The sequence below is a fragment of the Streptomyces sp. ISL-10 genome (genome assembly GCF_018614575.1).
GTDB lineage: Bacteria > Actinomycetota > Actinomycetes > Streptomycetales > Streptomycetaceae > Streptomyces.
The window spans coordinates 17,812-40,362 of the sequence record NZ_JAGGOJ010000012.1 but is presented as its reverse complement, the minus strand read 5'-3'; the positions used below and the strand labels follow the sequence as shown (position 1 = coordinate 40,362).

Annotated in this window: 18 protein-coding genes and 2 pseudogenes; 13 read left to right on the top strand and 7 right to left on the bottom strand. The window is 71.9% G+C overall.

Translation table 11 applies throughout. From position 1 onward, the window contains the following. Positions 1-131: 131 nt before the first annotated feature. Positions 132-452 (bottom strand): annotated as a pseudogene (locus J7E88_RS16430) (FAD-dependent monooxygenase); the annotation flags it as partial. Between J7E88_RS16430 and J7E88_RS37430 the strand changes: the two are divergent. After that, positions 415-1,032: pseudogene (locus tag J7E88_RS37430) on the top strand (TetR/AcrR family transcriptional regulator). The pseudogenes J7E88_RS16430 and J7E88_RS37430 overlap by 38 nt on opposite strands. Before the next feature lie 28 nt (positions 1,033-1,060). Here the strand turns inward: J7E88_RS37430 and J7E88_RS16420 are convergent. After that, complete coding sequence (locus J7E88_RS16420) at positions 1,061-2,014, bottom strand: serine protease (protein WP_215181664.1); 954 nt, start codon at positions 2,012-2,014, stop codon at positions 1,061-1,063. 110 nt (positions 2,015-2,124) lie between these two features. Then, complete coding sequence (locus J7E88_RS16415) at positions 2,125-2,613, bottom strand: GNAT family N-acetyltransferase (protein WP_215181663.1); 489 nt, start codon at positions 2,611-2,613, stop codon at positions 2,125-2,127. 89 nt (positions 2,614-2,702) lie between these two features. Between J7E88_RS16415 and J7E88_RS16410 the strand changes: the two genes are divergently transcribed. From J7E88_RS16410 to J7E88_RS16380, 7 genes are all read left to right on the top strand, one after another. Then, positions 2,703-3,500, top strand: coding sequence for an exodeoxyribonuclease III (locus J7E88_RS16410; protein ID WP_215181661.1), 798 nt, complete (start codon positions 2,703-2,705; stop codon positions 3,498-3,500). 213 nt (positions 3,501-3,713) lie between these two features. Next, a complete protein-coding gene (locus J7E88_RS16405; protein ID WP_215181658.1) occupies positions 3,714-4,490 on the top strand; it encodes a hypothetical protein in 777 nt (258 codons plus the stop codon). A 284-nt stretch (positions 4,491-4,774) separates the two neighbouring features. Next, complete coding sequence (locus J7E88_RS16400) at positions 4,775-6,778, top strand: ATP-binding protein (RefSeq protein ID WP_215181656.1); 2,004 nt, start codon at positions 4,775-4,777, stop codon at positions 6,776-6,778. Position 6,779: 1 nt separating this feature from the next. After that, positions 6,780-8,579 carry a hypothetical protein gene (locus tag J7E88_RS16395; RefSeq protein ID WP_215181654.1) on the top strand — a complete coding sequence of 600 codons (1,800 nt, stop codon included), beginning with the start codon at positions 6,780-6,782 and terminating at the stop codon, positions 8,577-8,579. Positions 8,580-8,594: 15 nt separating this feature from the next. Beyond that, a complete protein-coding gene (locus tag J7E88_RS16390) occupies positions 8,595-9,272 on the top strand; it encodes a hypothetical protein (RefSeq protein WP_215181652.1) in 678 nt (225 codons plus the stop codon). 2 nt (positions 9,273-9,274) lie between these two features. Next, on the top strand, positions 9,275-10,597 hold the full coding sequence (locus tag J7E88_RS37065) for a protein phosphatase 2C domain-containing protein (RefSeq protein WP_215181650.1): 1,323 nt from the start codon (positions 9,275-9,277) through the stop codon (positions 10,595-10,597). After that, a complete protein-coding gene (locus J7E88_RS16380; RefSeq protein ID WP_215181648.1) occupies positions 10,594-12,255 on the top strand; it encodes a hypothetical protein in 1,662 nt (553 codons plus the stop codon). Before J7E88_RS37065 ends, J7E88_RS16380 begins: the two co-directional genes overlap by 4 nt. A 171-nt stretch (positions 12,256-12,426) precedes the next feature. Here the strand turns inward: J7E88_RS16380 and J7E88_RS16375 are convergent, their stop codons facing one another. The 3 genes from J7E88_RS16375 to J7E88_RS16365 all read right to left on the bottom strand — a co-directional run bounded on the left by J7E88_RS16375 (position 12,427) and on the right by J7E88_RS16365 (position 14,428). Further along, positions 12,427-13,128 carry a Crp/Fnr family transcriptional regulator gene (locus J7E88_RS16375; protein WP_308307514.1) on the bottom strand — a complete coding sequence of 234 codons (702 nt, stop codon included), beginning with the start codon at positions 13,126-13,128 and terminating at the stop codon, positions 12,427-12,429. Between the two features lie 8 nt (positions 13,129-13,136). After that, the gene (locus tag J7E88_RS16370; RefSeq protein WP_215181646.1) at positions 13,137-13,646 is read right to left on the bottom strand and encodes a Pycsar system effector family protein; all 510 of its coding nucleotides are present in this window, start codon (positions 13,644-13,646) and stop codon (positions 13,137-13,139) included. Positions 13,647-13,741: 95 nt separating this feature from the next. Then, positions 13,742-14,428, bottom strand: coding sequence for a MerR family transcriptional regulator (locus J7E88_RS16365; protein ID WP_215181736.1), 687 nt, complete (start codon positions 14,426-14,428; stop codon positions 13,742-13,744). Positions 14,429-14,612: 184 nt separating this feature from the next. Between J7E88_RS16365 and J7E88_RS16360 the strand changes: the two genes are divergently transcribed. From J7E88_RS16360 to J7E88_RS16345, 4 genes are all read left to right on the top strand, one after another. Next, a complete protein-coding gene (locus tag J7E88_RS16360) occupies positions 14,613-16,151 on the top strand; it encodes an NAD(P)/FAD-dependent oxidoreductase (protein ID WP_215181644.1) in 1,539 nt (512 codons plus the stop codon). Then, complete coding sequence (locus J7E88_RS16355; protein WP_215181642.1) at positions 16,148-17,056, top strand: alpha/beta fold hydrolase; 909 nt, start codon at positions 16,148-16,150, stop codon at positions 17,054-17,056. The genes J7E88_RS16360 and J7E88_RS16355 overlap by 4 nt, the downstream gene beginning before the upstream one ends. Further along, entirely contained in the window at positions 17,053-17,943 is an 891-nt protein-coding gene (locus tag J7E88_RS16350; RefSeq protein WP_215181640.1) for an SDR family oxidoreductase, read from the top strand. Before J7E88_RS16355 ends, J7E88_RS16350 begins: the two co-directional genes overlap by 4 nt. 129 nt (positions 17,944-18,072) lie before the next feature. Further along, on the top strand, positions 18,073-18,291 hold the full coding sequence (locus J7E88_RS16345; RefSeq protein ID WP_215181638.1) for a hypothetical protein: 219 nt from the start codon (positions 18,073-18,075) through the stop codon (positions 18,289-18,291). A gap of 73 nt (positions 18,292-18,364) precedes the next feature. Here J7E88_RS16345 and J7E88_RS16340 read toward each other — a convergent pair whose 3' ends face one another. Further along, positions 18,365-21,673, bottom strand: a complete 3,309-nt coding sequence (locus J7E88_RS16340; RefSeq protein WP_215181636.1) for a S41 family peptidase — start codon at positions 21,671-21,673, stop codon at positions 18,365-18,367. A 230-nt stretch (positions 21,674-21,903) separates the two neighbouring features. Between J7E88_RS16340 and J7E88_RS16335 the strand changes: the two genes are divergently transcribed. Then, on the top strand, positions 21,904-22,476 hold the full coding sequence (locus J7E88_RS16335) for a TetR/AcrR family transcriptional regulator (protein WP_215181634.1): 573 nt from the start codon (positions 21,904-21,906) through the stop codon (positions 22,474-22,476). Positions 22,477-22,551: the final 75 nt, after the last annotated feature.

Below are 22,551 nucleotides of genomic sequence, written 5' to 3'. Positions count from 1 at the left end.
CCCGATCGGAGAGATCCGATCGGGGCTCTTCGGCGTTCCGGCGCGAGCCCCGGGCGGTTGATGCGGCAGGTGTGGCGTACGCCTCTTCCGTCGTCGGCCGCCGCGGGGAGCGCCGCACCGTAGCGGGCATTCAGTTGGGGTGGCACCCAGGCCGCGTGGCGCAGGATCGCGCGGACCGACACGCCGGCCGGGGCCTGGCGCAGGGCCGTGTTGCGGGCCGCCACCGCGACGGGGTGGCTCAGTTGTGGCTCATCCGGCCGGCTGACGGCGCGTGCCACCGACTGGGCGCGCGGGCGGCGTTCGGCGTCGTAGCGGCGCAAGGCCGCGTCGATCGAGGGCTCGGCGGCGAGTGTGGCCGCGAGCGTGACCGCGTCCTCCAGCGCCTGGCGCGCGCCCTGCCCGAGATGCGGGGTCATGGCGTGGGCGGCGTCGCCGAGGAGGGCCACGCAGCCGTCGCCGGTCCTCGCCGAGGGCGGGATGCGGGCGCTCACCCATTGCGTCGTCGACGGGGCGGCGGGCATGCCGCCCGGCACCACTTCCGCCTATCCGCACACCCGCAAGGCGCTGCTGACAGCGGTCGTGCGGCGGATCGTGGAACTGGACCAGGCCGAGCTGGAGTCGCAGGTGTGACCGCGGCGACGCCCCGGGACCCGGGTGAACCGGCCTCCGTCATCGCAGCCTTCACGCGGCAGCGGCTCGGGCCGGCAGCGCTCCCTGATGCGGTACGCCTGCGTCGTCGCGAGCGCCCACCACCCCGAGCTGCGCGAGATCCTCGCGCCCCGGCGGAACGCCGCGCGCGATGCCGTGCAGGACTTCCTCGTCGCGCACGGTGTGGCGCCGCAGGAAGCGGGCCACAGGACCGTCACGCTGCTGGCCTGTGTGGACCAGCTGGTCTTCGACCGGCTCGTCGACGGCGGCCCCGGCGGTGAACTCGACCAGGAGATCAGGGACTTGCGCGCGGTGGCGCTCGGCCGGACGGCCGCCCGGGGTCGTGAGCCCCCGGTCGTAGGGCCCCGGGAGGCCGGACCGTGAGCCGGTCCGGACCTCCTGGGGCAGGACCTCAGGAGGTCTGCGCCTTGTCGTAGACCGCCTTCGCCTCGTTGCCGAAGTACGGGCCGAACATCCGGTTCGGCAGGAACGTGTAACCGAAGCTGTTCACCGAGACCTGCAGGCCGGTGCCGGTCGCCTCGCTGAACGAGGTGAACCACGGGCCGCCGCTGGAGCCGCCCGTCATGTTGCAGCCCAGACTGTGGTCCTTGGAGAAGAGGAAGTCCTTGGAGCTGTTGCCGCTGCAGTGGATCAGCTTGCTGCCGTCGTACGGATCGGCCGCGGGGAAACCGAACGCGTACATCGCCTTGTTGTAGCCGCCGTTGAACTGCAGACCCTGTGCCCCGACGGTCTGGGCCAGCGTCCTGCCGTTCAGCGGCGCGACGACGGCCGCTCCGACGTCGTAGTTGATGTCCTCGCTCGCCGCCCACTGGTCGGTCGCCAGGGTCTTCGTCGCGCTCCACTGCCCGTACGGCGCCTGGCCGTTGTCGTAAGCGGGCACGAAGACCCAGTTGGTGTGCCAGGAGCCCTGGTACTTCACGCAGTGGCCCGCGGTGATGACCGTGCTGCCGTTCTGGCTGGTGACCGAGTTGCCGGAGCAGGATGCCGTACGGCCCTGGAAGGTGAAGAACACCCGGCCCGACGTCTTCACGACGGCGCCGCCGCCGGTCCAGGGACCGCCGGGCTGCGGGAACGCGGTCGGCCCGATCACGGTCTTCTCACTCGCGGGCTTCGGGGCCTTGAGCGAGCCGGGGACCACGCGCATCAGGTCGAGCGGGGTGGCGGCGCGCATGCGCTCGGCGGTCCAGAAGCCCTGCGGCGCCTGCCGCGGGGCGAAGGACGCGGGGGTGGGGGTGGACGGGGGTGAGGGGACGGGGGCGGCGCCGGCGGACGTGGCCGTCAGCGCCCCGGCGAGCAGGGTCGTGACGGCCAACACGGTTCCGGCCGCGGTGCGATGGCGTCTCACGCATGTCTCCTTCTGCCGTGCCCGCCCGGTGGCGCACAGGGGCGGGGTGGGGGACGAGGCGGTGCGGAAGGACGTGCGTGAGGCAGGGTGCCACGAATGGCGCGGTTATGTCAGGGGCGCGTCAAAAGCTTGGCCATGCACAGGCTGCTCTCGTAGCAGCGGTAGTGGCCGAATTTCGCGCACGGCTCGTAGCCGCTGGAGGCGTAGAGCGCGATGGCCTCGGGCTGCATGTCCCCGGTCTCCAGCACCATCCGGGCCCGGCCGGCGGCACGGGCGTCCTCCTCCAGCGCGGCGAGGATGCGGCGGGCGAGGCCGAGGCCACGGGCCTCGGGTATGACGTACATGCGCTTCAGCTCGGCGTCCCCGTCCGAGTACCCCATCGGGCCGTCGTCCTGGGAGCGCCAGCCGCCGGTGGCCAGCGGACGGTCCTCGGCGTCGTAGGCGATGAGATACAGGCCACTCGGCGGCGCGAACATCGAGGCGTCGAGCGGGGTGACGTCGCCCTCCCCGTCCCCGTAGCGCTCGACGTATTCGAGCTGGACCTGGTCGTTCAGTTTCACGGCGTCGGGGTGGTCGAAGGCCACGGCTCTGAGCTGCATGTTGAAAAGCGTACGGGTAGGCCGAGAGGAGTCCGGGCCCGGTGGCCGGCCGGTCCTCGGGCCGCCCCGGGGGTAGGTAGGGTGCCGGAATGCTCACCGTTACCTCCGTAAATGTGAATGGACTGCGCGCCGCCGCCAAGAAGGGCTTCGGCCCCTGGCTCGCGGGCTCCTCCGCCGACGTGGTCTGCCTCCAGGAAGTGCGCGCCGAGGCCGACCAGCTGCCGGCCGGTGTGCGCAGCCCGGAGGGCTGGTTCACAGTGCACGTCCCGGCCGCCGCGAAGGGCCGCGCGGGTGTCGCGCTGTACACGCGGCGGGAACCGGACCGGGTGCGGATCGGCTTCGGGTCGAGCGAGTTCGACGGCAGCGGACGGTACGTGGAGGCCGACCTGCCCGGCGTCACCGTCGCGAGCCTGTATCTGCCGTCGGGCGAGGTGGGCACGGAGCGGCAGGACGAGAAGATGCGGTTCATGGCCGAGTTCCTGCCGTATCTGAAGGAGCTGAGGGAGCGGGCAGCCGCGGACGGCCGCGAAGCCGTGGTCTGCGGTGACTGGAACATTGCCCACCAGGAGGCCGACCTCAGGAACTGGAAGGGCAACCGGAAGAACTCCGGCTTCCTCCCCGAGGAGCGCGACTGGCTCACCCGCGTGTACGAGGAGGCCGGCTACGTGGACGTGGTGCGCGCCCTGCATCCCGAGCAGGAAGGCCCCTACTCGTGGTGGTCGTACCGCGGGCGCGCCTTCGACAACGACACCGGCTGGCGCATCGACCTCCAGGTGGCGACGCCAGGGCTGGCGCGGCGGGCCGTGAAGGCGTGGGTGGAACGCGCGGCCACGCACGGCGAGCGCTGGAGCGACCACGCGCCGGTGAGCGCCGTCTACGAACTCTGAGGAGAGCCCCTCCGAGGGCACAGCCGTGCCGGGGCAGCAGGGGCACGAGAGGCTCGGCAGGCTTGCGCCGAAGCCGCGTTCCGATGGCATCTTCGAAGCAAATCGGCCATTCACCGCTGTGTGTCAATTGGCGTAGACCCAAGGGACTTTGGTGCCGTACTACTGGGGCGAGTGATCGAGTAGTCGCTTCCGGAAGTGTTTGGGGATGCCGCCATGCCTGGTGAGGCCACGCACTGCTGGGTCGTGGTGCTGGACATCGAGAACTTCAGCTCACGGCCCGATCCGATCCAGCGCTCCCTGCGCGCTGGGATGTACGAGGTGCTCGGCGAAGCGCTTGCGCGGGCCGGGTTACCGGCCGAGCGCATCAGCACCGAGGACCGCGGCGACGGCGTCCTGATGATCGTTCCGGCGACCGTCTCACCGATCGATCTGGCCGGACCCTTCATACGTGCCCTTGACGACGAGCTGCGGCAGAAGGCCGTCGTGTACAGCCCGGCCCACGCGATGCGCTTCCGAGTCGCCCTGCACCAGGGGCTCGCCGCGCGGGACGGCCGGGGCTGGTCCGGGGATGCCGTCAACACCGCCTGCCGGCTGGTCGACGCGGCGCCGCTGCGGGACGTCCTCGCCGCCGCCGTCTCGGCTCGGATGGTCTTCGTCGTCTCGGAGGAGATCCACCGGGCCGTCGTGCGGCACGGGCACCGCTCGATCGATCCGGCCGCGTACCTGCCCATGCCCTTCACGACCAAGCACGGCGAGGTCATCGAGAGCTGGGTGACCGTGCCCGGACACCCGGCCCCGCCCGGTCTCCCCCCGGCCGAGCCGACGAACGGGCCGGTCAGGGCCCCGATGCCCGGCGGCGGGCACGGCGGCGGCACAGACAGTCCCAGCCCGCCGAGCGCAGGCGGAATCAGCGTCGGAACCGTCCAGGGCGACCTGGTCCAGGGCAACAAGACCGTCAACGTCAACACCGACGGATCGGGCCGGCCATGACGACACCGGCATCAGGAGCGCCGGCCGCCGGAGGTGCCGCACCCGCGGTACCTCCGGCGGCCGGTACGGGGGGCGGGCCGGCCGGGGCCGCGGGTAACGCCGCAGCCCCGCCCGGCCCGGCACAGACCCCCGGAGCAGGACAGGCCCCGCCCTCCGACGGCGCAGCGGGCGACGGCAGCCCGGGAGGCAACCCCGGCACCCCGGGAGGAGGGGACGGCAGCGGCACGCAGGGGGAGCCGCCGCGCTCCGGGCCCGGAGCCGAGTCCTTCGAGGCCACCGGCCAGATGGGGCAGGGCTCCCTGCGCCACGACCGGGTCCGCAACGCCTTCGCCAACGTCGAGGGCGACGTCGTCGGCGGCGACAAGTACGTCCTGCTCCTGGGCGGAGCCCAGCGGCGCCTGCGGATCATCTCCCCGCTCATGGACGAGCGCGTGCGCTTCGCCTACCAGGAGCCCCCCGGCCTGTCCGGCGCCAGGGAGGCCCTCGCCGGCCGGCATCTGCTGATCCTGCGCGGCGCCCCCGGGTACGGGAAGACCGCCATGGCCGTCCGCCTGCTCCAGGGCATGGGAGCCACCACCAAGTACCACCTGGACAGCGATGTCGACTTCGCCTCCCTCGCCGACTTACTGGAGCGCGACGGCGACTCCGTCGAGCGCGGCGCCGCCTTCCTGCTGGACCAGCCGTCCTCAATCGCCGGGCTGCGCGGCGAGGTGTACGAGAAGGTGCAGGGCGCACTCGCCCTCGCGGGCGCATGGCTGGTGATCACCGCCTCCAGCACCGAGGTCGCGGACAGCGAACTGCTCACCGCGGTCGTCGACGTCACCGAGGCACCCGATCAGCGCGGCATCGTCTCCTCCCACCTGCGCTGGCGACACGGCGACGCGGTCCGCGACCGGCTCCTCGGCCACGAGGACATCGACAAGCTGCTGGACGAGCTGCTCGACGGCGACCCCGCCTGCAAGCAGGCGGCCGACCTGGCGGAGGCGATCAGTGAGGAGTGGGAGTCCGGCCGGCTGGATCCCGAGCGCATCAAGGAGCGCCGTGCCCGCCGGGCGGACGAGGACTTCGACATCTGGGTCGAGAGCTTGCAGGAACCCGCCGTGCGGAGTCTCGCGATCGCTCTCGCCGTGCTCAACGGCCTGCCGCAGGAGTACACGGCCACTTGTGCCCGCGCCCTGCGCGAGCGCCTCGAGGACGACCGCCCGCATGTGCTGATGGCCGGGCCGGACGGCCGGCTGCCCCGGATCAGGGACCCCTTCGCAGCCCCTCGCCGTACGCAGCTGACACGGCTGCGCGCCCGGGACACCGACAAGGAGGACGGCGAGCCGGGCCGGGCGCTCGAGTACAAGGACCCTTCCTATCCGCGGCGGGTCATCCGGCACGCGTGGACCCAGTACGAGATCCAGAGCGAGTTGCTCGACTGGCTGTCCGCTCTGGTCGTGCACCCGGCCGAAGAGGTCCGAGTGTACGCGGCTGCCGCGCTCGGGGTGATCGCGGCGGAATCCTTCACCTACCTGTGCGACCGCATCTTCCACCCGTGGGCGCAGAGCGAGGACCCGCGGCGGCGCGACGCCGTCGCCTACGCCCTTCACGTCGCCTCGCGCGACCCCTGGATCCGGGAGCGGGCGGACGCGCTGGTCGAAGGATGGTTCGCCGACCGCAGCCGGCCCTTCGCACAGGCCACGGCAGCGCGCATGCACGGCATGGGCGAGGACCCCGAGCGGGCCGTGGCGGCGCTGGCCCGCCTCGCCGTCGTCGACCGGGCGACCGTGGCTGTGGCCGTCGGCCGCAGTCTGGCCGATCTCCTCGCCCAGAACGCCGACTCGGCGGGACTGGTGCTCTGCACCCTCCACGAGAGGTCCGCGGACCACCGCATGCGGCCGACGGCGTTGCTCTCCTTCCTGATCGTCGCGGCACAGGTGGTGGTGGGCCAGGACGAGCACGGAGTCGGCGGCGAGGAGGAGCAGTGGCCCGCCCTGCTTCATCACGCGCACCACCGCGAGGAGTTGCGCGCACCGTTCATCGCCCTGTGGCGCGAGTCGCTCAACCAGGCCCACTTCGGCGACGAGGCCCAACAGGTGCTGCGGAACTGGGCGGCACTCGCCGAGCGCGATCCGGCACTGCGGGAGATGTTCCGGCTGATGGTGGGGGCGGTCGCGTACGGGGACCCGAGGACCGGCCGGATCCTGCGGCGGTGCGCGGCCGACTGGGTCGACCCGGAGGAACTGGCGCCGATTCCCCTGACCGCGGCGGTCGTCCATGCACAGCTCGATCTGGAAGGGGTGTGACATGACAGTCTCGCTGATCCTCAACAACCGTCCGGTGCCGCGTGCCCAGCTCGGCACGCTGCCGAACCTGCCGCCGAACTTCGCGGTCGTCTACCCCCTGGACGGCGGCGGCTGGGAGGTCGAGACGCCGAAGCACCGCACGATGACCCAGCGGTGGCTCGGCAAGCACAAGCTCTGCTACGTCGTCGACCTGGGCGACCACCGGCGCACCGCCAAACTCACCAAGACCCCGCTGACCTGCAAGGACCAGGCGCACCGCTTCGAGGCGACGATCGACGTCGGATTCCGCGTGCACGATCCGGTCGCGGTCGTGCGCAGCAACCTTCCCGATGTGCTCCGCGTCGTCTACCCGTATCTCATCAGCAAGATCCGTCCGCATGCCGCTCAGTTCGCGATCGAGGAGGCATTCGAGGCGCAGGCCCGGGTCAACGGAGTGCTGGCGCTGCCGGTCCCGCTGCCCGAAGGCGTCACGCTCTACTACTGCGATGTGCAGCTCGAACCGGACGATGCGGCAAGGGAATTCATCCGCAGCCGGACCAAGGCGGGTCGTGACTCGGAGATCGGGCGCCTGCAGCACAGGGCGGCGGTCGGTGACACTCGCCACCAGGAAGTGATCGAGGACATCAGGCAGGAGGCCCGCATCGAGCGGGACAAGCGGGAGCGCGCCGCTCTCGGCGCGGTACGGCTCGACTTCCGCAGCCTCGTCCTCGAGCACCTGGCGAAGCACCCGAACGACACGGAGCGGGCGATGGATCTCCTGATGCGCTGGGAGGAGGGCCGGCGGGCGCAGGCCCTGGACCAGGAGCAGCGACAGGTCGAGATGGTCCGCTACATGATCGACAAGGGCATCGTGCGGGAGGTGGATCTGCCAGGACTGCGCGAGGGGGTGCTGGGGCCTTCGGCCGGTCTCATGGGCGGGATGCTGCCGTCGGGCGCCGGGGCGCCGGCCGCCGCGCAGGCGCTGCCCCCGGTCGCGCAGCCGGCACCGCCCGCGTCCACGCCGACGTCCTCGGCCCCGACGCCCCCGCCGCCGACGCCGCCGTGGGGCGGTACCCGGCCCGACGCGGCGGCGTCTGCACAGCGGCCCGACGCCGCGCAGCCCGCCTCGCGGCACGACGCCTCACCGCAGGACGCACGCCCGGCGGCGGTCGGCATCGCGCCGGTCTACGTCGTCCTGGACACATCGGCTGCCGCGGCACGCTGCGTCAGCCAACTCCACGACACCCTCCGGTCGTTGCAGACCGTGCTGGCCAACAGTCCGGACGTCACCTCGGCCGTACGGCTGTCCGTGCTGACCTTCTCGGACACGGCCGACGTCCGGATGCCGCTCACCCAGGTGTCCTGGCAGACCGGCATCCCCGATCTGCCGACCGGGCACGGCTGCCGGTACGAACCGGTCTTCCAGCGCCTGCTGGAGCTCGTACCGCTGGAGACGGAACGGCTCAAGCAGCAGGCGACGCGCGTGAACCGCCCCACCGTCTTCTTCCTCGCGGCGGGTGACCCGACGGACGGGGGCCAGTGGCAGGCCGCGCACCTGCGGCTGATGCAGCACCAGTACCGGCCGAACATCGTGGCGTGCGGCATCGGCGCCGTCGACCGGCGGACGGTGGCGCGGATCGCGAGCCCGGCGGAGTTCGCCGTCGCGGCGCAGCCGCACGCGGACCTGGCACAGGCCACCGCTCAGTTCTCGATGCTGCTCCAGAACACCGTGCTCCACCTGGGGCGGAGCGCAGTCGCCGGCTCGTCGGAGCTGCGGCTGGAACGCCCGCAGGGACTGATCACACTCGAAGACGTCGATTAGAAAGAGTTGATGGACATGGCCGAAACCCAAGGGCAGCTGCTGCCGGTGTACGTCCTGGCCGACGAGTCCGGTTCCATGCACCCCTACGTCGGTGATCTCAACGCGGGGCTGGCTTCGCTGCACCGGGCCCTGCTCGGTGAACCGATGGCCGCCGCGAAGGTCCGCTTCTCGGTGCTCGGGTTCTCCAACAGTGTGACCGAGCGGCTGATACTCGCCGATCTTCGGGCCGAGAGCGAGCTGCCGCGCCTCACGGCGAGCGGCGGGACGAGTTACGAAGCGGCGTTCACCGCGCTGCTGCGGCGCATTCCGCAGGACGTGGACACGCTCAAGAGCCAGGGCTACCGCGTGCACCGGCCCGCGGTGTTCTTCCTCAGCGACGGTCAGCCCAACTCCGGTGAGGCGTGGCAGGCCAGACACCGGGAGCTCACCGACCGCTCGGCGACCAAGGCGGCGCCCAACATCATCGCCTGCGGCATCGGCGCGGCGGAGGCCGAGACGATGCTGAGCGTCGCCACGCAGGCGGAGTTCGCCTTCGTGTCGGTGCCCGGTGCGCAACTGGGCGAGTCCATCGCCCGGTTCTTCACCGCGCTGACCAAGAGCGTCGTGGAGTCCGGCAACGCGATGGCATCGGGCCAGGCGGAGCTGGTGGTCGAGCGGCCGGAAGGCTTCCGTCTCGCGATCGACGAGGTGTGACCGTGTCACGTTTCTTCGGGCGCCGCCGGGAGGACGAGGGGCAGTCCTCCGACTCCGCCGGCGGTGCCGACTCGGCGCCGCCACCGCCGCAGCCGCCCCCGCCACTGTCGGCCGGCCCGCCCGCGCCGGAGCGTCATCGGCCCGGCCCGCCCGCGGAGTACGGGCCGGGGCAGGAGCTGTCGCCGAGTGGGGATGTGCCGCACGCTTCCCCTCAGGGGCAGGCGTCCTACCAGCACCACCACCAGCAGTCCGCGGGGCCCCGGCAGCACCAGCAGTCCGCGCTGCCCCGACAGCGACCGGACCGGGGCGACCTTGTGCCTGTGCAGGCACCGCGGGAAGCCCCGTCCGCACAGGGGTACCTGCCGCCGTGGGCGCGTTGGGTGGTGGGTCGGCCGACCACCCGGTTCGAGCCCAAGCCGCCGCCCGCCGATCCGTACCGCCCCGACTCGCTGTTCGACGGTTGGTCCACGCCCTGGATGACGGTCCGGCTGGCCTCCGTACGGGGCGACTCCCATCGCTCCGGCGGGCAGCCGCGCCAGGACGACATCGTCGTGGCGGTGCACGAGCCGACCGGCTGCGTCGTGTTCGCCGTCGCGGACGGCGTCTCCGCGGCCCCGCAGTCGCATGTGGGGGCCGCGCTGGCGTGCCGTACCGCCGTCTCCGACATCATGCGGCAACTGGACGGGGACCAGGCGATCGACTGGAGACGCACCGTGTCGGCCGCCGCCTACCAGCTGGTCATGCGGGTGACGCGCGGTGCCGAGCCGACCCGGGAACAGCGGCAGGAGGCCCAGGGCCTGCTGGCCACGACACTGGTGGCGGGCATCGTGTACGCCGCGGACGACGGCCGTTTGAAGGCCCGTCTCGTACACGCCGGCGACAGCGGCGCCTGGATCCTGCACGGGGGTTTCTTCCATCCGCTGCTGGGAGGCAAGGAGGAGGGTGCGGACGGGATCTTCTCCTCCAAGGTCCAGGCGCTGCCCTCGCTGCCGCCGGTGATCGAGCCGGTCGGATGCACGGTCCCCGCGGACGGTGTGCTCCTGATCGGTACGGACGGCTTCGGCGATCCGCTGGGCGACGGGACGGGCAAGGTCGGGGAGCACATCGCCTGGGGACTGGGCCGCCCGCCGCACGAGCCACTGGCGATCGCACATCTGCTCGACTTCTCCCGGGAGACGTTCGACGACGACCGGACGCTGCTGGCGGTGTGGCCGCGCCATCGCCTGGGCGGGGCGAGCGGTCAGGGCGGCGGCACGGGCAGTGGCCTGGGCAGTGGTCCGCACAGCGGTCCCGCCGGTCCGGGGACGGGAGAGGCCGTGCGATGAGCGGCGTGTATCCGGCAGCCATGGACATCGGCCGCGTGGTGAAGGAACGCAAGTTCGACTCCGGTGGGCAGGGGACCGTCTGGGCGGTCAAGGACCGGAGGATCAACAAGTCGTGGCCGGTGGCGTACAAGGAGTACAAGCCGGAGATCCGCCCTCAGGTGCGGGTCGATGTGCTCGCGGAGATGGTCGACTTCATGCCGGCGCTCGAGCACGGCACCGGTGAGTGGCTGGCGAACTGCACGGCCTGGCCGGCCATGCTGGTGAAGGACTCGGCGGGTGTGTGCGGGTTTCTGATGCGCCAGATCCCGGGACCGTTCCTCCGGGAGTTCGCCTTCGCCCCGGGCGAGAAGAAGGCGGCGGGGTTCGAGTATCTGCTGAACCCCGGCGACTACCTGAAGACGGCGGGCATCAGTATCACCCCCCGGCAGAGGTTCGAACTGCTCCTGGACTTCGCGCGGACGCTCGGGCGGCTGCACTCCCTCGGGATCGTGGTCGGGGACCTGTCGCCGAAGAACATGTTCTTCTCCCTGGAGGGCGCCCCGAGATGCTTCCTCATCGACTGCGATGCGATGGTCCTGCGAGGCAAGTCGATGCTTCCGCAGGCCGAGACCCCCAACTGGAACCTGCCCGACGGAGAGCCCAAGGGCACCGAGTCGGGTGACGCCTACAAGTTCGGGCTGCTCGCCACGCGGCTCTTCGCCGGTGAGCAGGACGGCAAGGACTTCAGGGTTCTGCGCGCCGCCGACGCGGCCGTGGGGCGGCTCGCGGAGCAGAGCCTGTCGGCCGATCCCGCCCGGCGGCCCAAGCCGGAGGAGTGGCTGACCGTCCTGACCAGCGCGATCAGCACGGCACCCGCGACCCTTCCGAAGGCCCCGCCGCCTGCCTCCGCGCCGCGTAACACCTCGTCCCGTGCGCAGTCCGCGGCTGCGTCACGGGCCGGCAACCGCCCGCAGACCAGGCCGAAGGCCGCGACCCGGTCCGGTGCACGGCCCACGCCACCGCGGACGCCCCCGCGGCCGCGGCGACCGGCTCCGGCGTCGCAGGGCAAGTCCCACGCGGGCCGCTGGGTCATCGCGGTGATCCTGCTCCTCCTTGCCCTGCGCTACGGCCCCGGTCTGTACGAGGAGCTCAACGAGAACTCCGCCTCCAGCGGCTCCGGGCGGCCGGGCCTGGGATCGGGCGGGTCCGGTGCGTCGGCCGAGAACTCCGAGGAAGGCCAGGCGCGGGCCCTGAGCGGCCTCCTGGAGCGGAACGAGGGCAATCGCGGGAGCGTCGGTGAGGCGGTTCGCCGGATGATGGCGTGTCCGGGAAGCTCTGGACTCCTGGAGGTTCAGGGGGTGTTCGAGGACGCGGCGAGCGAACGGGACGATCTCGTACAGGAGCTGGCAGCGCTCGACGTGGATCTGCTGTCCTCCTCCATGACGGAGAACCTGGAATCCGGCTGGCAGGCGTCCGCCGATGCCGACCGTGCCTACGCGCAGCTGGCGGGGGAGGTGATGAGCGGGTGCACGTCCGGCGCGGTGGTGTCCTCGGCGTACTGGGACGAGGCGAACCGCGCCAACACACGGGCGACGAGCGCGAAGAAGGACTTCGTGTCCGACTGGAACCCGCTGGCCGACGAGTACGGGCTGCCCACGATGGCCTGGGACGAGGTCTGACCCAGCGCCCAAGAGGCTGCTCTTCCCGGCGCTTCCCGGCGCTTCCCGGTGCATCCCGGCCCGGCGCTTCCCGGCGCTGCCCGGCCCATCCCGGTCCGGCGCGGCTGGCGCGGCCCGGCGTCGCCCGGCCCTGATCGGGGACGATCCGGCCCGATCCGGAAGCCAGCGGACTCAGCGCCCGCTGCTGCTCAGCCGCTTCAGCTCGTCCGGGCGGTCGATGGTCAGCCTGTTGCGTCCCGTCGTCACCCAACCGCGCCCGCGCCACTGCTCGAAGACGCGGCTGACCGTCCGCCGCGAGCTGAGGACGAGCCCGGCGAAGTCGTCCTGGGACAGTGGCAGGGCGATGAGGACGGAGCCGTTGCCCTCGGGGCGCCCGTACTCCGCCCCGAGCTCCAGCAGCAGTGCGGCGAGCCGTGCCTGGACGGCCTCCGAACCGGCGGCGGCGCGGTGGCCGTCGGCCTCGCGCAGGCGCGCGGAGAGCACCTGCTGAAGGGCGAGCCCGATCGCGGGCGCGGTCCGGGCGGCGGCACGGAACGGGTCGGCGGGGATCACGAGGGCCTCGATCCGGGTCAGTGAGACGAGCGTGGCCGAGCGGGGCCCGCCGTCCAGTGCCGCCTGCTCGCCCAGCAGGTCTCCGGCGTTGCGGATGGCGAGCACGGCCTGGTAGCCCGCGGCGGATGCCGCGGACACCTTGACGCAGCCGCGCCGGATGACCAGGAGATGGTCGGTGAGGTCGTACTGCCGCATCATGACGTGCCTCGGCGGGAAGTGGGTCAGACTGCCCATGCCGAGCAGTTCCGTCCGGGCAGTGTCGTCGAGCAGGGACCAGAAGGTCGACCTGCCGGGCCGGTGGCGGTGCGGAGAGGTGTCCACGGGCGGTTTCAGGCGAACACCACGGCGGCGGCGACCATCGCGCTACCGGCGACGGCCAGCAGCAGCGACTGCTGGACGCGCCGGTGTTTCGTCCAGGCGATGGCGCTCATGACGACGAGCTGGCGGCTGAGCGTGGGCAGCGGATCGACGCGTACCAATTGCTGGGCGAGGTCGTCGGGGGACCAGTGGCGCAGATGGCCGTAGAAGAGGAATTCGTCCTCGCCGGGGCTGGGGGAGCGGCCTTCGCCCCTGTGGCGGGGTATGACTACGAGAACGGCGAGAACCGCGGAGAGCCCGATGAGCGCGACTCCCAGCCACAGAGCGGCCGCGGCGGGGCCGGTCACGCGGTCGAGGGAGCGGCCGCTGCCCGACAGAGCGGCGATTCCGGCGAGGGCGGCGGACTCCATGGCAAGGGCGAAGGACGCTTTGGCGTCCACCGTGCGGGTCGACTCGTGGAGCGAACTGTGGATCTGCCAGGCGGTCTTCACCGCCTCTGCCCGGGACTCGTCCTGCGACACCGCGCATCCCCCCGATTCTCGGATCCCCTGCCACTATAGCCACGGCACTGCGTCCACCACCCTTGCTGTGCACCGGAGTCGGGCCGGCGCAGGGGTCAGTCCGAGGGGTCGGCTCCCTCCCGTGTGGCGGGGTCCGGTGCGGCGGAGTCCGGGGCGTCGGTGCCCCGCTGCGTGCGCAGGCGCCGGTCCATCGCCATCGACAGCTCCGCGTCCACCACGCTCTTGGCCAGCGGGCGCAGGCGCTCCAGCTCGGACTCCGCGCTGTGGGCGGTCAGGACGTCGATGAACAGCTCCGCCAGCGCGTCCGCGTGCGTACGGACCCGGCGTCCCGCCTCCAGGACAGCCGAGAGCGGCACGCCCTCGCGCACGAGTTCGGCCGAGACGTCCAGGAGCCTGCGGCTGATGTGGACGATCTCGTCGCCGTCGGTCGCCAGGTAGCCCAGCTCCAGCGCCTTCGCGAAGTTCTCGGGTGTCACCTCACCCTCGAAGTAGTCGGCGAGCGCCTCGGGGGTGAGCCGGACCGGGGTCTCCTCGGTGGGTTCGCCGAGGCCGAGGACCTCGCCGACGTCCCGTCCGCTGTCGAAGGCGGTCGCGAGGTCCGCGATGCCGTTGAGGGTGTGGCCGCGCTCCAGGAGGGCGGCGATCGTCCGCAGTCTGGCGAGGTGGTGCTCGTCGTACCAGGCGATGCGGCCCTCGCGGCGGGGCGGCGGGATCAGGCCGCGCTCGCGGTAGAAGCGGAGGGTGCGCACCGTGATGCCGGCCTCCTTGGCCAATTCCTCCATGCGGTACTCGCGCGCCTCAGTCACAACAGAAGCCTATGTTGTACCGCCGGTAACTTGTCGCGCCCCACCCCTACCGCTCGGTAGGGGCGCTGCTCTACTCTCCCAACCATGCCAGCGATTGCTGGCATGGTCTTGACGGTACGGCGATCCGGGACGTTCAGCGGTTTCAGTGGGAGGCAGCGGCATGACCGAGCAGCACGAGCATGTACGAGTGGCGGTGATCGGATCGGGATTCGGCGGCCTCGGCGCCGCGGTCCGGCTGCGCCGCGAGGGCATCACCGACTTCGTCGTCCTGGAGCGCGCTGACTCGGTCGGCGGGACCTGGCGGGACAACGACTACCCGGGCTGTGCCTGCGACGTCCCCTCCCACCTCTACTCGTTCTCCTTCGCGCCCAACCCCGACTGGCCGCGCACCTTCTCCGGGCAGGAGCACATCCGTGCCTACCTGGAGCACGTCACGGACACCTTCCGGCTCCGCCCCCATCTGCGCCTGAGCCACGAGGTGTTGACGATGCGCTGGGACAACGACGCCCTGCACTGGGACATCGAGACGTCCCGTGGCCGGTTCACCGCCGACGTCGTCGTCTCCGCGACCGGACCGCTGTCCGACCCGAAGACGCCCGACATCCCGGGCCTCGCCGACTTCCCCGGGAAGGTCTTCCACTCCGCCCGCTGGGACCACGACTACGACCTCACGGGCAAGCGCGTGGCCATGATCGGGACCGGCGCGTCCGCGATCCAGATCGTGCCCTCGATCCAGCCGAAGGCCGGCCGGCTCACCCTGTTCCAGCGCACGCCCCCGTGGGTCATGCCGCGCATCGACCGCAGGATCTCCGGCGCCGAGCGCTGGTTGCACCGGCAGCTGCCGTTCACCGGGACCGCGCGGCGCGGTCTGCTCTGGGGGATCAGGGAGCTGCAGGTCCAGGCGTTCACCAAGCGGCCGGGTGAGCTCGGGCTCGTCGAGTCGCTGGCCAAGGCCAACATGGCCAAAGCGATCAAGGACCCGGCCCTGCGGGCCAAGCTGACGCCCTCGTACCGCATCGGCTGCAAGCGCATCCTGCTGTCGAGCACGTACTACCCGGCGCTCGCCCGGCCCAATGTGGACGTCGTCGCCTCCGGGCTGACCGAGGTGCGCGGGTCGACCGTGGTCGCGGCGGACGGGACGGAGACCGAGGTCGACGCGATCATCTTCGGCACCGGATTCCATGTCACCGACATGCCGATCGCCGAACGCGTCGTCGGTGCCGAAGGCATCACGCTGGCCGAGGCCTGGAAGGACGGCATGCAGTCGCTGCGCGGCGCGTCCGCGGCCGGCTTCCCCAACTTCATGACGATCATCGGGCCCAACACCGGGCTCGGGAACTCCTCCATGATCCTCATGATCGAGTCGCAGCTGAACTACATGGCCGACTACATGCGGCAGCTCGACCTGCTCGGCGAGGGCAGCGTCCTCGCCGCCCGCCCCTCCGCCGTGCACGCCTGGACCCGGCGGGTGCAGGAGCGTATGCAGCGCACGGTGTGGAACACCGGTGGCTGCACCAGCTGGTACCTCGACGCGAGCGGCCGCAACACCACGATCTGGCCGGGCACGACGACCGAGTTCCGCAACGCGACACGGCGCGTGGACCTGGCCGAGTACGAGGTGATCCGCGCCCGGAAGGTCCCCGCTCCCGCCGCCGCCGCGGACGCCCGGGCCGCGAAGGACGCGGAGGTCGTCGCATGAGCCGGCTGCTGCGCCGCACCGACGCGCCGCCCGTCGCCGACCGCGAACTGACCGCTGTGTCCGCCGACGGCTCCCGCCTCCACGTCGAGGTCCACGGCCGCGAGGACGCGCCCGCCGTGGTCCTGGCCCACGGCTGGACCTGCTCCACCCACTTCTGGGCGGCCCAGATACGCGATCTCGCCGCCGACCACCGCGTCGTCGTCTACGACCAGCGGGGCCACGGCCGCACCCCCGCCGGGGCGGTCGGCACCGACGAACTCGCCGACGACCTGGAGGCCGTGCTCGCGGCCGCCCTCGCCCCGGGTGAGAGGGCCGTCCTCGCCGGACATTCCATGGGCGGCATGACGATGATGGCCGCGTCCCGGCGGCCCCGATTCCGCGAGCACGCCGCCGCGGCGCTGCTGTGCAGCACCGGCAGCGCCGGGCTCGTCGCCGAGTCGCTGGTCCTGCCGATGCGGCCGGGACCGCTGCGCACCCGGCTCACCCGCATGGTTCTCGGTGCGCGGGCCCCGCTCGGGCCGGTCAACGGGCTGTCCCGGAGCATTCTCAAGTACGCGACCATGGGCCCCGGTTCGTCGCGGGAGCGGGTCGACGCGTGCGCCCGTATCGTGCACGCCTGCCCGCGGACGGCCCGGGTGGCCTGGTCGCACGTGCTGGGCGAGCTCGACCTCGACGAGGGCGTACGGGCGCTCACCGTGCCGACCGTCGTGGTGGCGGGCACGGTGGACCGGCTCACCCCGCTGGTGCACGCCAAGCGGCTCGCCCTCGACCTGCCGCACTGCGTCGAGTTGGTCGAACTCGCGGGCATGGGACATATGACACCGGTCGAGGCGCCCGAGGCGGTGACCGGAAAGATCCGTGAGCTGGCCGGTACGTATCTGACCCCGAAGGAGGAGGTCGCATGAGCAGGAAGAGCCTGGAAGGCCAGGTCGCGGTCGTCACCGGCGCGGCGCGCGGCGTCGGAGAGCTGCTGGCCCGCAAGCTGTCGGCCCGCGGGGCGAAGGTCGCGCTCGTCGGCCTCGAACCGGACGAGCTGAAGAACGTCGCGGCGCGGCTGCACACCGAGTGCGACCACTGGTACGCGGACGTCACCGACCACGAGGCGATGGCGCGGGTCGCGCAGGAGGTCAAGGAGCGCTTCGGCAGGGTCGACATCGTCGTGGCCAACGCGGGCGTGGCTGCCGGCGGCCCGTTCATCGACTCCGACCCGGTCTCCTGGCGGCGCGTGATCGAGGTCAACCTGATCGGCAGCGCGGTGACGGGGCGGGCGTTCCTGCCCGTGCTGGTGGAGAGCCGCGGCTACTTCCTGCAGATCGCGTCGCTGGCGGCGATCACCCCGGCGCCGATGATGTCCGCGTACTGCGCGTCCAAGTCCGGCGTGGAGGCTTTCGCGCACTGTCTGCGCGCCGAGGTCGGCTACCGGGGCGTGAAGGTCGGTGTCGGCTACCTTTCCTGGACGGACACGGACATGGTGCGCGGCGCGGACCAGGACGACGTGATGCGCGACCTGCGCAAGCGGCTGCCCTGGCCGGCGAACCGCACGTACCCGCTGGGCCCGGCGGTGGACCGCATCGTGGCCGGGATCGAGCGCCGCTCGGCCCATGTCTACGCACAGTGGTGGCTGCGGGGCATGCAGTCGGTGCGCCCTTACCTCCCCGCGGTCATCGGGACGGTCGGCGGGCGCGAGATGCGGCGGTTCGCGCCGCGGCTCGCGGATGTCGCCAAGGGCCTGGTGGGAGCGGGCGGAGCGGCGGACGAGTCGGTCCGCGCGACGGACGCCCCGCGGCGGTAGCGGCAGCCGCCGCTGTTCGAAATGCGTGCGCAGTGCCTGCGTGCAAGGCTGGTCGAGGCTCAGGGGGCGGCGGCCCTCCCGGGGGTGTGCCCGCCACCGACCTCCTCATCCTTCCGGGAGTGACGTCTCATGGGTATGTCGGACCAGTCCAAGGACAAGGCGCGGAAGAGCGCCGATCGGGAGCAGCAGAAGGCGCGGGGCGGCGGCCCGGGGAAGCAGCCGTCGAAGCGTACGGGCCAGGACCGTGACAAGGCGCCCCAGCGGGGGACGGGGCCCGACGACGCGCGGGACGCGCAGGAGGCGATGCAGGAGGCGCTGGACCGGTTCAACCAGGACTACGACGCCTGATCGAACCGTCGGCGAGACTGAAGGCGCACCCACTCAGGGAGTGGGTGCGCCTTCAGTCTGCGCGGTGCTCGCCTCACTCCCGCGGGGGCAGCTTCGGGCGGCGCAGGTCTGGGGCCGTGGAGTGGTCCGGCGGGATCGCCGCCGGAGAGGACTTCAGCATGTCCAGGGCCAGCCGGACCGCCTCGTCCATGTCGGTGTGCCGGCCCTCCGCCCAGTCCAGCGGGGTGCGCAACGAGTTCAGGTCCGGTTCGACACCGTGGTTCTCGACCGACCAGCCGTATGCGTCGAACCACGCGGCGTTCATCGGGACGGTGATCACCGTGCCGTCTCCCAGCCGGTGCCGGCCGGTCATGCCCACCACACCGCCCCAGGTGCGGCTGCCCACCACCGGCCCCAGGTTCAGGAGCTTGAAGGCGGCGGTGATCATGTCGCCGTCCGAGGACGTGGCCTCGTCGGTGAGCGCGACGACCGGGCCGCGCGGCGCGTTCGAGGCGTACGAGACGGGCTGCGCGTTGCGGGTCAGGTCCCAGCCCAGGATCTTGCGGGTGAGCTTCTCGACCACCAGCTCGCTGATGTGGCCGCCGGCGTTGCCGCGTACGTCCACGATCAGCGCGGGGCGGGACACCTCCATGCGCAGGTCCCGGTTGAACTGCGCCCAGCCGGAGCCGCCCATGTCGGGGATGTGCAGATAGCCGCACTTGCCGCCGCTCAGCTCCCGTACGACCTCACGCCGCTTGGCCACCCAGTCCTGGTAGCGCAGCGGGCGTTCGTCGATCAGCGGAACGATCGCCACCCGGCGCGCGTGGCCCTCGCCCTCGGGGGGCAGGAAGGCGAGTTCGACCGTCGTGCCGCCCGCCGCGGACAGCATCGGGTACGGCCCGGCGACCGGGTCCACGGGCCGCCCGTCGACGTGGGTGAGGATCGCGCCCTCGCGGATGCCCGTACCGGCGAGCGGTGAACGCGCCTTGGAGTCGGACGAGTCACCGGGCAGGATGCGTTTGACTACCCACCGGCCGTCCCGGCACACCAGGTTGGCGCCCAGCAGTCCCATCGCACGCTGATAGTGCGGCGGGCCCTCGTTGCGTCGCGCGGGGGTGACGTAGGCGTGGGAGGTGCCCAGTTCGCCCAGCACCTCGCGCAGCAGGTCGGCGAACTCGTCGGGGGAGGCGACCCGTTCGACCAGTGGACGGTACTGCTCCAGCACCGCGTCCCAGTCGATGCCGCACATGTCCGGCTCCCAGAAGTACGCCCGGATCAGCCGGCCGGCCTCCCCGTACGCCTGGCGCCACTCGAACGCCGGGTCCACCTCGTGCAGGATGCGGCGCATGTCCAGATAGACCGTCGAGTCGCTGTCGCCGCTCTCCGTCGCGGGCAGCGCCCGGAGCTCGCCCTCGTCGACGACCACCAGCCGGGAGCCGTCGCCGCTGACCGCGAACCAGTCGAGGTGGTCCACCAGTTCGGTCCTGCGCGCCTTGGAGAGGTCGAAGTGCTCAAGTGTCGGACGGCCGGAGATGTCGGCCGGATTGGCGAACGTCTCGCCCAGCGCGCCCGAGATGGGCCAGCGCAGCCACACCAGGCCGCCGCCGCTCACGGGATGCAGCGCCGAGTACTTGGAGGCCGTGACGGGGAACGGCACCACCCGGTTCTCCAGGCCCTCGATCTCGACCATCGCCGAGTGGTCGCCGGAGCCCTCCAGCGGGTCGAGACCGCCCGCGGCCGGACGGCCCTCCGGAGTGAGCGCGAAGGGCGAGGGCGTCGCCGAGGACAGCGGCACCAGGTAGGGGCGGCAGCCCAGCGGGAACGACAGGTCGCCGGTGTGCACGTCGTAGACCGGGTCGAAACCGCGCCAGGACAGGAAGGCGAGATAGCGGCCGTCGCGGGTGAAGACCGGATTCTCGTCCTCGAAACGGCCGTTGGTGACGTCCACGATCGTCCGATCCGCGATCCGGGCCATCCTGATCTGCCGCAGCGAGCGGCCGATGCCCGGCTGCGACCAGGTGAGCCAGCCGCCGTCCGGAGAGAACGCCAGGTCACGTACCGGCCCGTTGGTGGAGCGGACCAGTTCGGTGACCTCGCCGGTGCCGTCCTCCGCGGCGTCGACCAGCAGCAGCCGGCCGTCGTGCGAGGCGACCGCGATCCGCTCCCCGTCCGGGTCCGGTGCCAGCTCCAGCACGCGCCCCAGTGCGCCCTGGGCCAGCCGCCGCGGCTCGCGGTCGCCGCTGGCCCGTGGCAGGTAGGCGATCTCGATCGCGTCGTCGCCGCCCGCGTCGGTGACGTAGGCGACCTGCCCGCTGTCGAGCATCTCCGGCAGCCGGACCCGTACGCCCGGCGTGTCCGCGATGGTGCGGGCGGGCCCGTCGCGGTGCGTGAGCCAGTACAGGCTGCCGCGGACACCCACCGCGCTCGCCCGGCCGGTCTCGTCGACGGACAGGGCGTCCACATGGCCGGCGGCCGGGATCTGGTACGTGCGCCGGCCGGCGCGCTGTCCGCCGAGCCGCACCTCAAGCCTGCGGGGCACGGAGTCGGGTGTGAGCGCGTCGACGATCCACAGGTCGCCCGCGCACTGGTAGACGATCCGGCTGCCGTCGCTGGAGGCATGCCGGGCGTAGAACGCGTCGTGGTCCGTGTGGCGCCGCAGATCGGTGCCGTCGGGCAGGCACGAGTACAGGTTGCCGACACCCTCGTGGTCGGAGAGGAAGGCGATCCGGCCGCCCTCCTCGGGTGACCACCGCTCGGCTCCCGGCCCCCGGATGAACATCGGGCAGTCCAGATGGCCGTCCAGGTCGGGCAGCAGCCGCTTGCCGTGCAGCCACAGCCGTCCCGTCGCGCCGCCGCGGTACCGCTTCCATGCGGCGGGCTCGTGCGGCGGTTTGCCGGTGAGCAGCAGCGAGCGCCGCTCGCAGCCGGCGCCGCCGGGGTGCGAGGGCCCGGCGGCCATGTCCGTGACGGCGATGTCGGACACCGGGCCCCAGGGCAGCCGCGCGCCGGGCGCCCCGTCGGTCGGGACGTTGTAGGCCCAGGAGAAGTACGAGAAGGGCTGGCCGTGCGAGGACACGGCGAGGATCTGGCCGTCGGGTGTCCAGCCGCAGACCCGGGTGTCGGTCGACCCCCAGTAACTGAGCCGCCGCGCGGGCCCGCCGTCGACCGGCGCGAGGTGGATCTCCGGATCGAGGCTGCGCCAGTTCGTGTAGGCGATGTGGCTGCCGTCCGGGGAGAAGCGCGGGTGGCCGACTCTGGTCCGGTCCACGGTCAGCCGCCAGGCGCGGCCCGGCCGCTGCCCCTCCGGCACGAGGGGCGCGACCCACAGGTCGTCCTCGGCGGCGAAGCACAGCAAGTCGTCGTGCAGATGCGGGAAGCGGAGATACGCGCCGTCGTCACTCACCCCCCAATGCTTTCCGCGCCGGAGGGGCGCGGCAACTCGTGGGACCGGGTGAATGTGGCCGCAGGGCCGGAGTCCGGTGGTCGCGCACGGGTCATCAGTGGTCGACGGCCTGGGCGTCGGGCCGTCGTGACGGAGACCACAAGCGAAACGATTTCGTTTCGCTGACGGGGTCGGGTACCCTCGAACTGTACGAAACAGTTTCGTTCGGCAGGCGACTCGGGAGGACGGTCATGACGCGCAGCCGGCTCACCCCAGAGCGCGAGGCAGAGCTGTACGAAGCAGTGCTCGACCTGTTGCGCGAGGTCGGCTACGACGCCCTCACCATGGACGCCGTGGCCGGGCGCACGCGGTCCAGCAAGGCCACGCTCTACCGCCAGTGGCGGAGCAAGCCCGAGCTGGTCGCCAAGGCGCTGAGGCACAACAAGCCGGTGGGCATCGGCGACATCGACACCGGCACGCTGCACGGGGACTTCCACGCGATGCTCGCCCGCACCGACGACTGCCAGATGGAGAAGGACTCCGCACTGATGCGGGGTCTGGCCCAGGCGATCCACGCCAACCCCGATCTCCACGAGGCTCTGCGCGAACTGCTCGTCGAGCCCGAGATCACCGGACTCGGCGTGGTGCTGCGAAGGGCTGTGGACCGAGGCGAGATCAGGGCGGACAACCCCGCCCTCGGATACGTCCCGCACATGCTGGTCGGCGCCTTCGTCGCCCGGCAGCTGATCGAGGACCGGGCACCCGACCGGGCCTTCCTCACCGACTACCTCGACGCCGTGGTCCTCCCCGCCCTCGGCGCCTGAGCACCGACCACCTCGACGCCGTGGGTTTCCCCGCCCTCGGCGTCTGACTCCCCGGGACTCCTCCCGGGCCGCGGA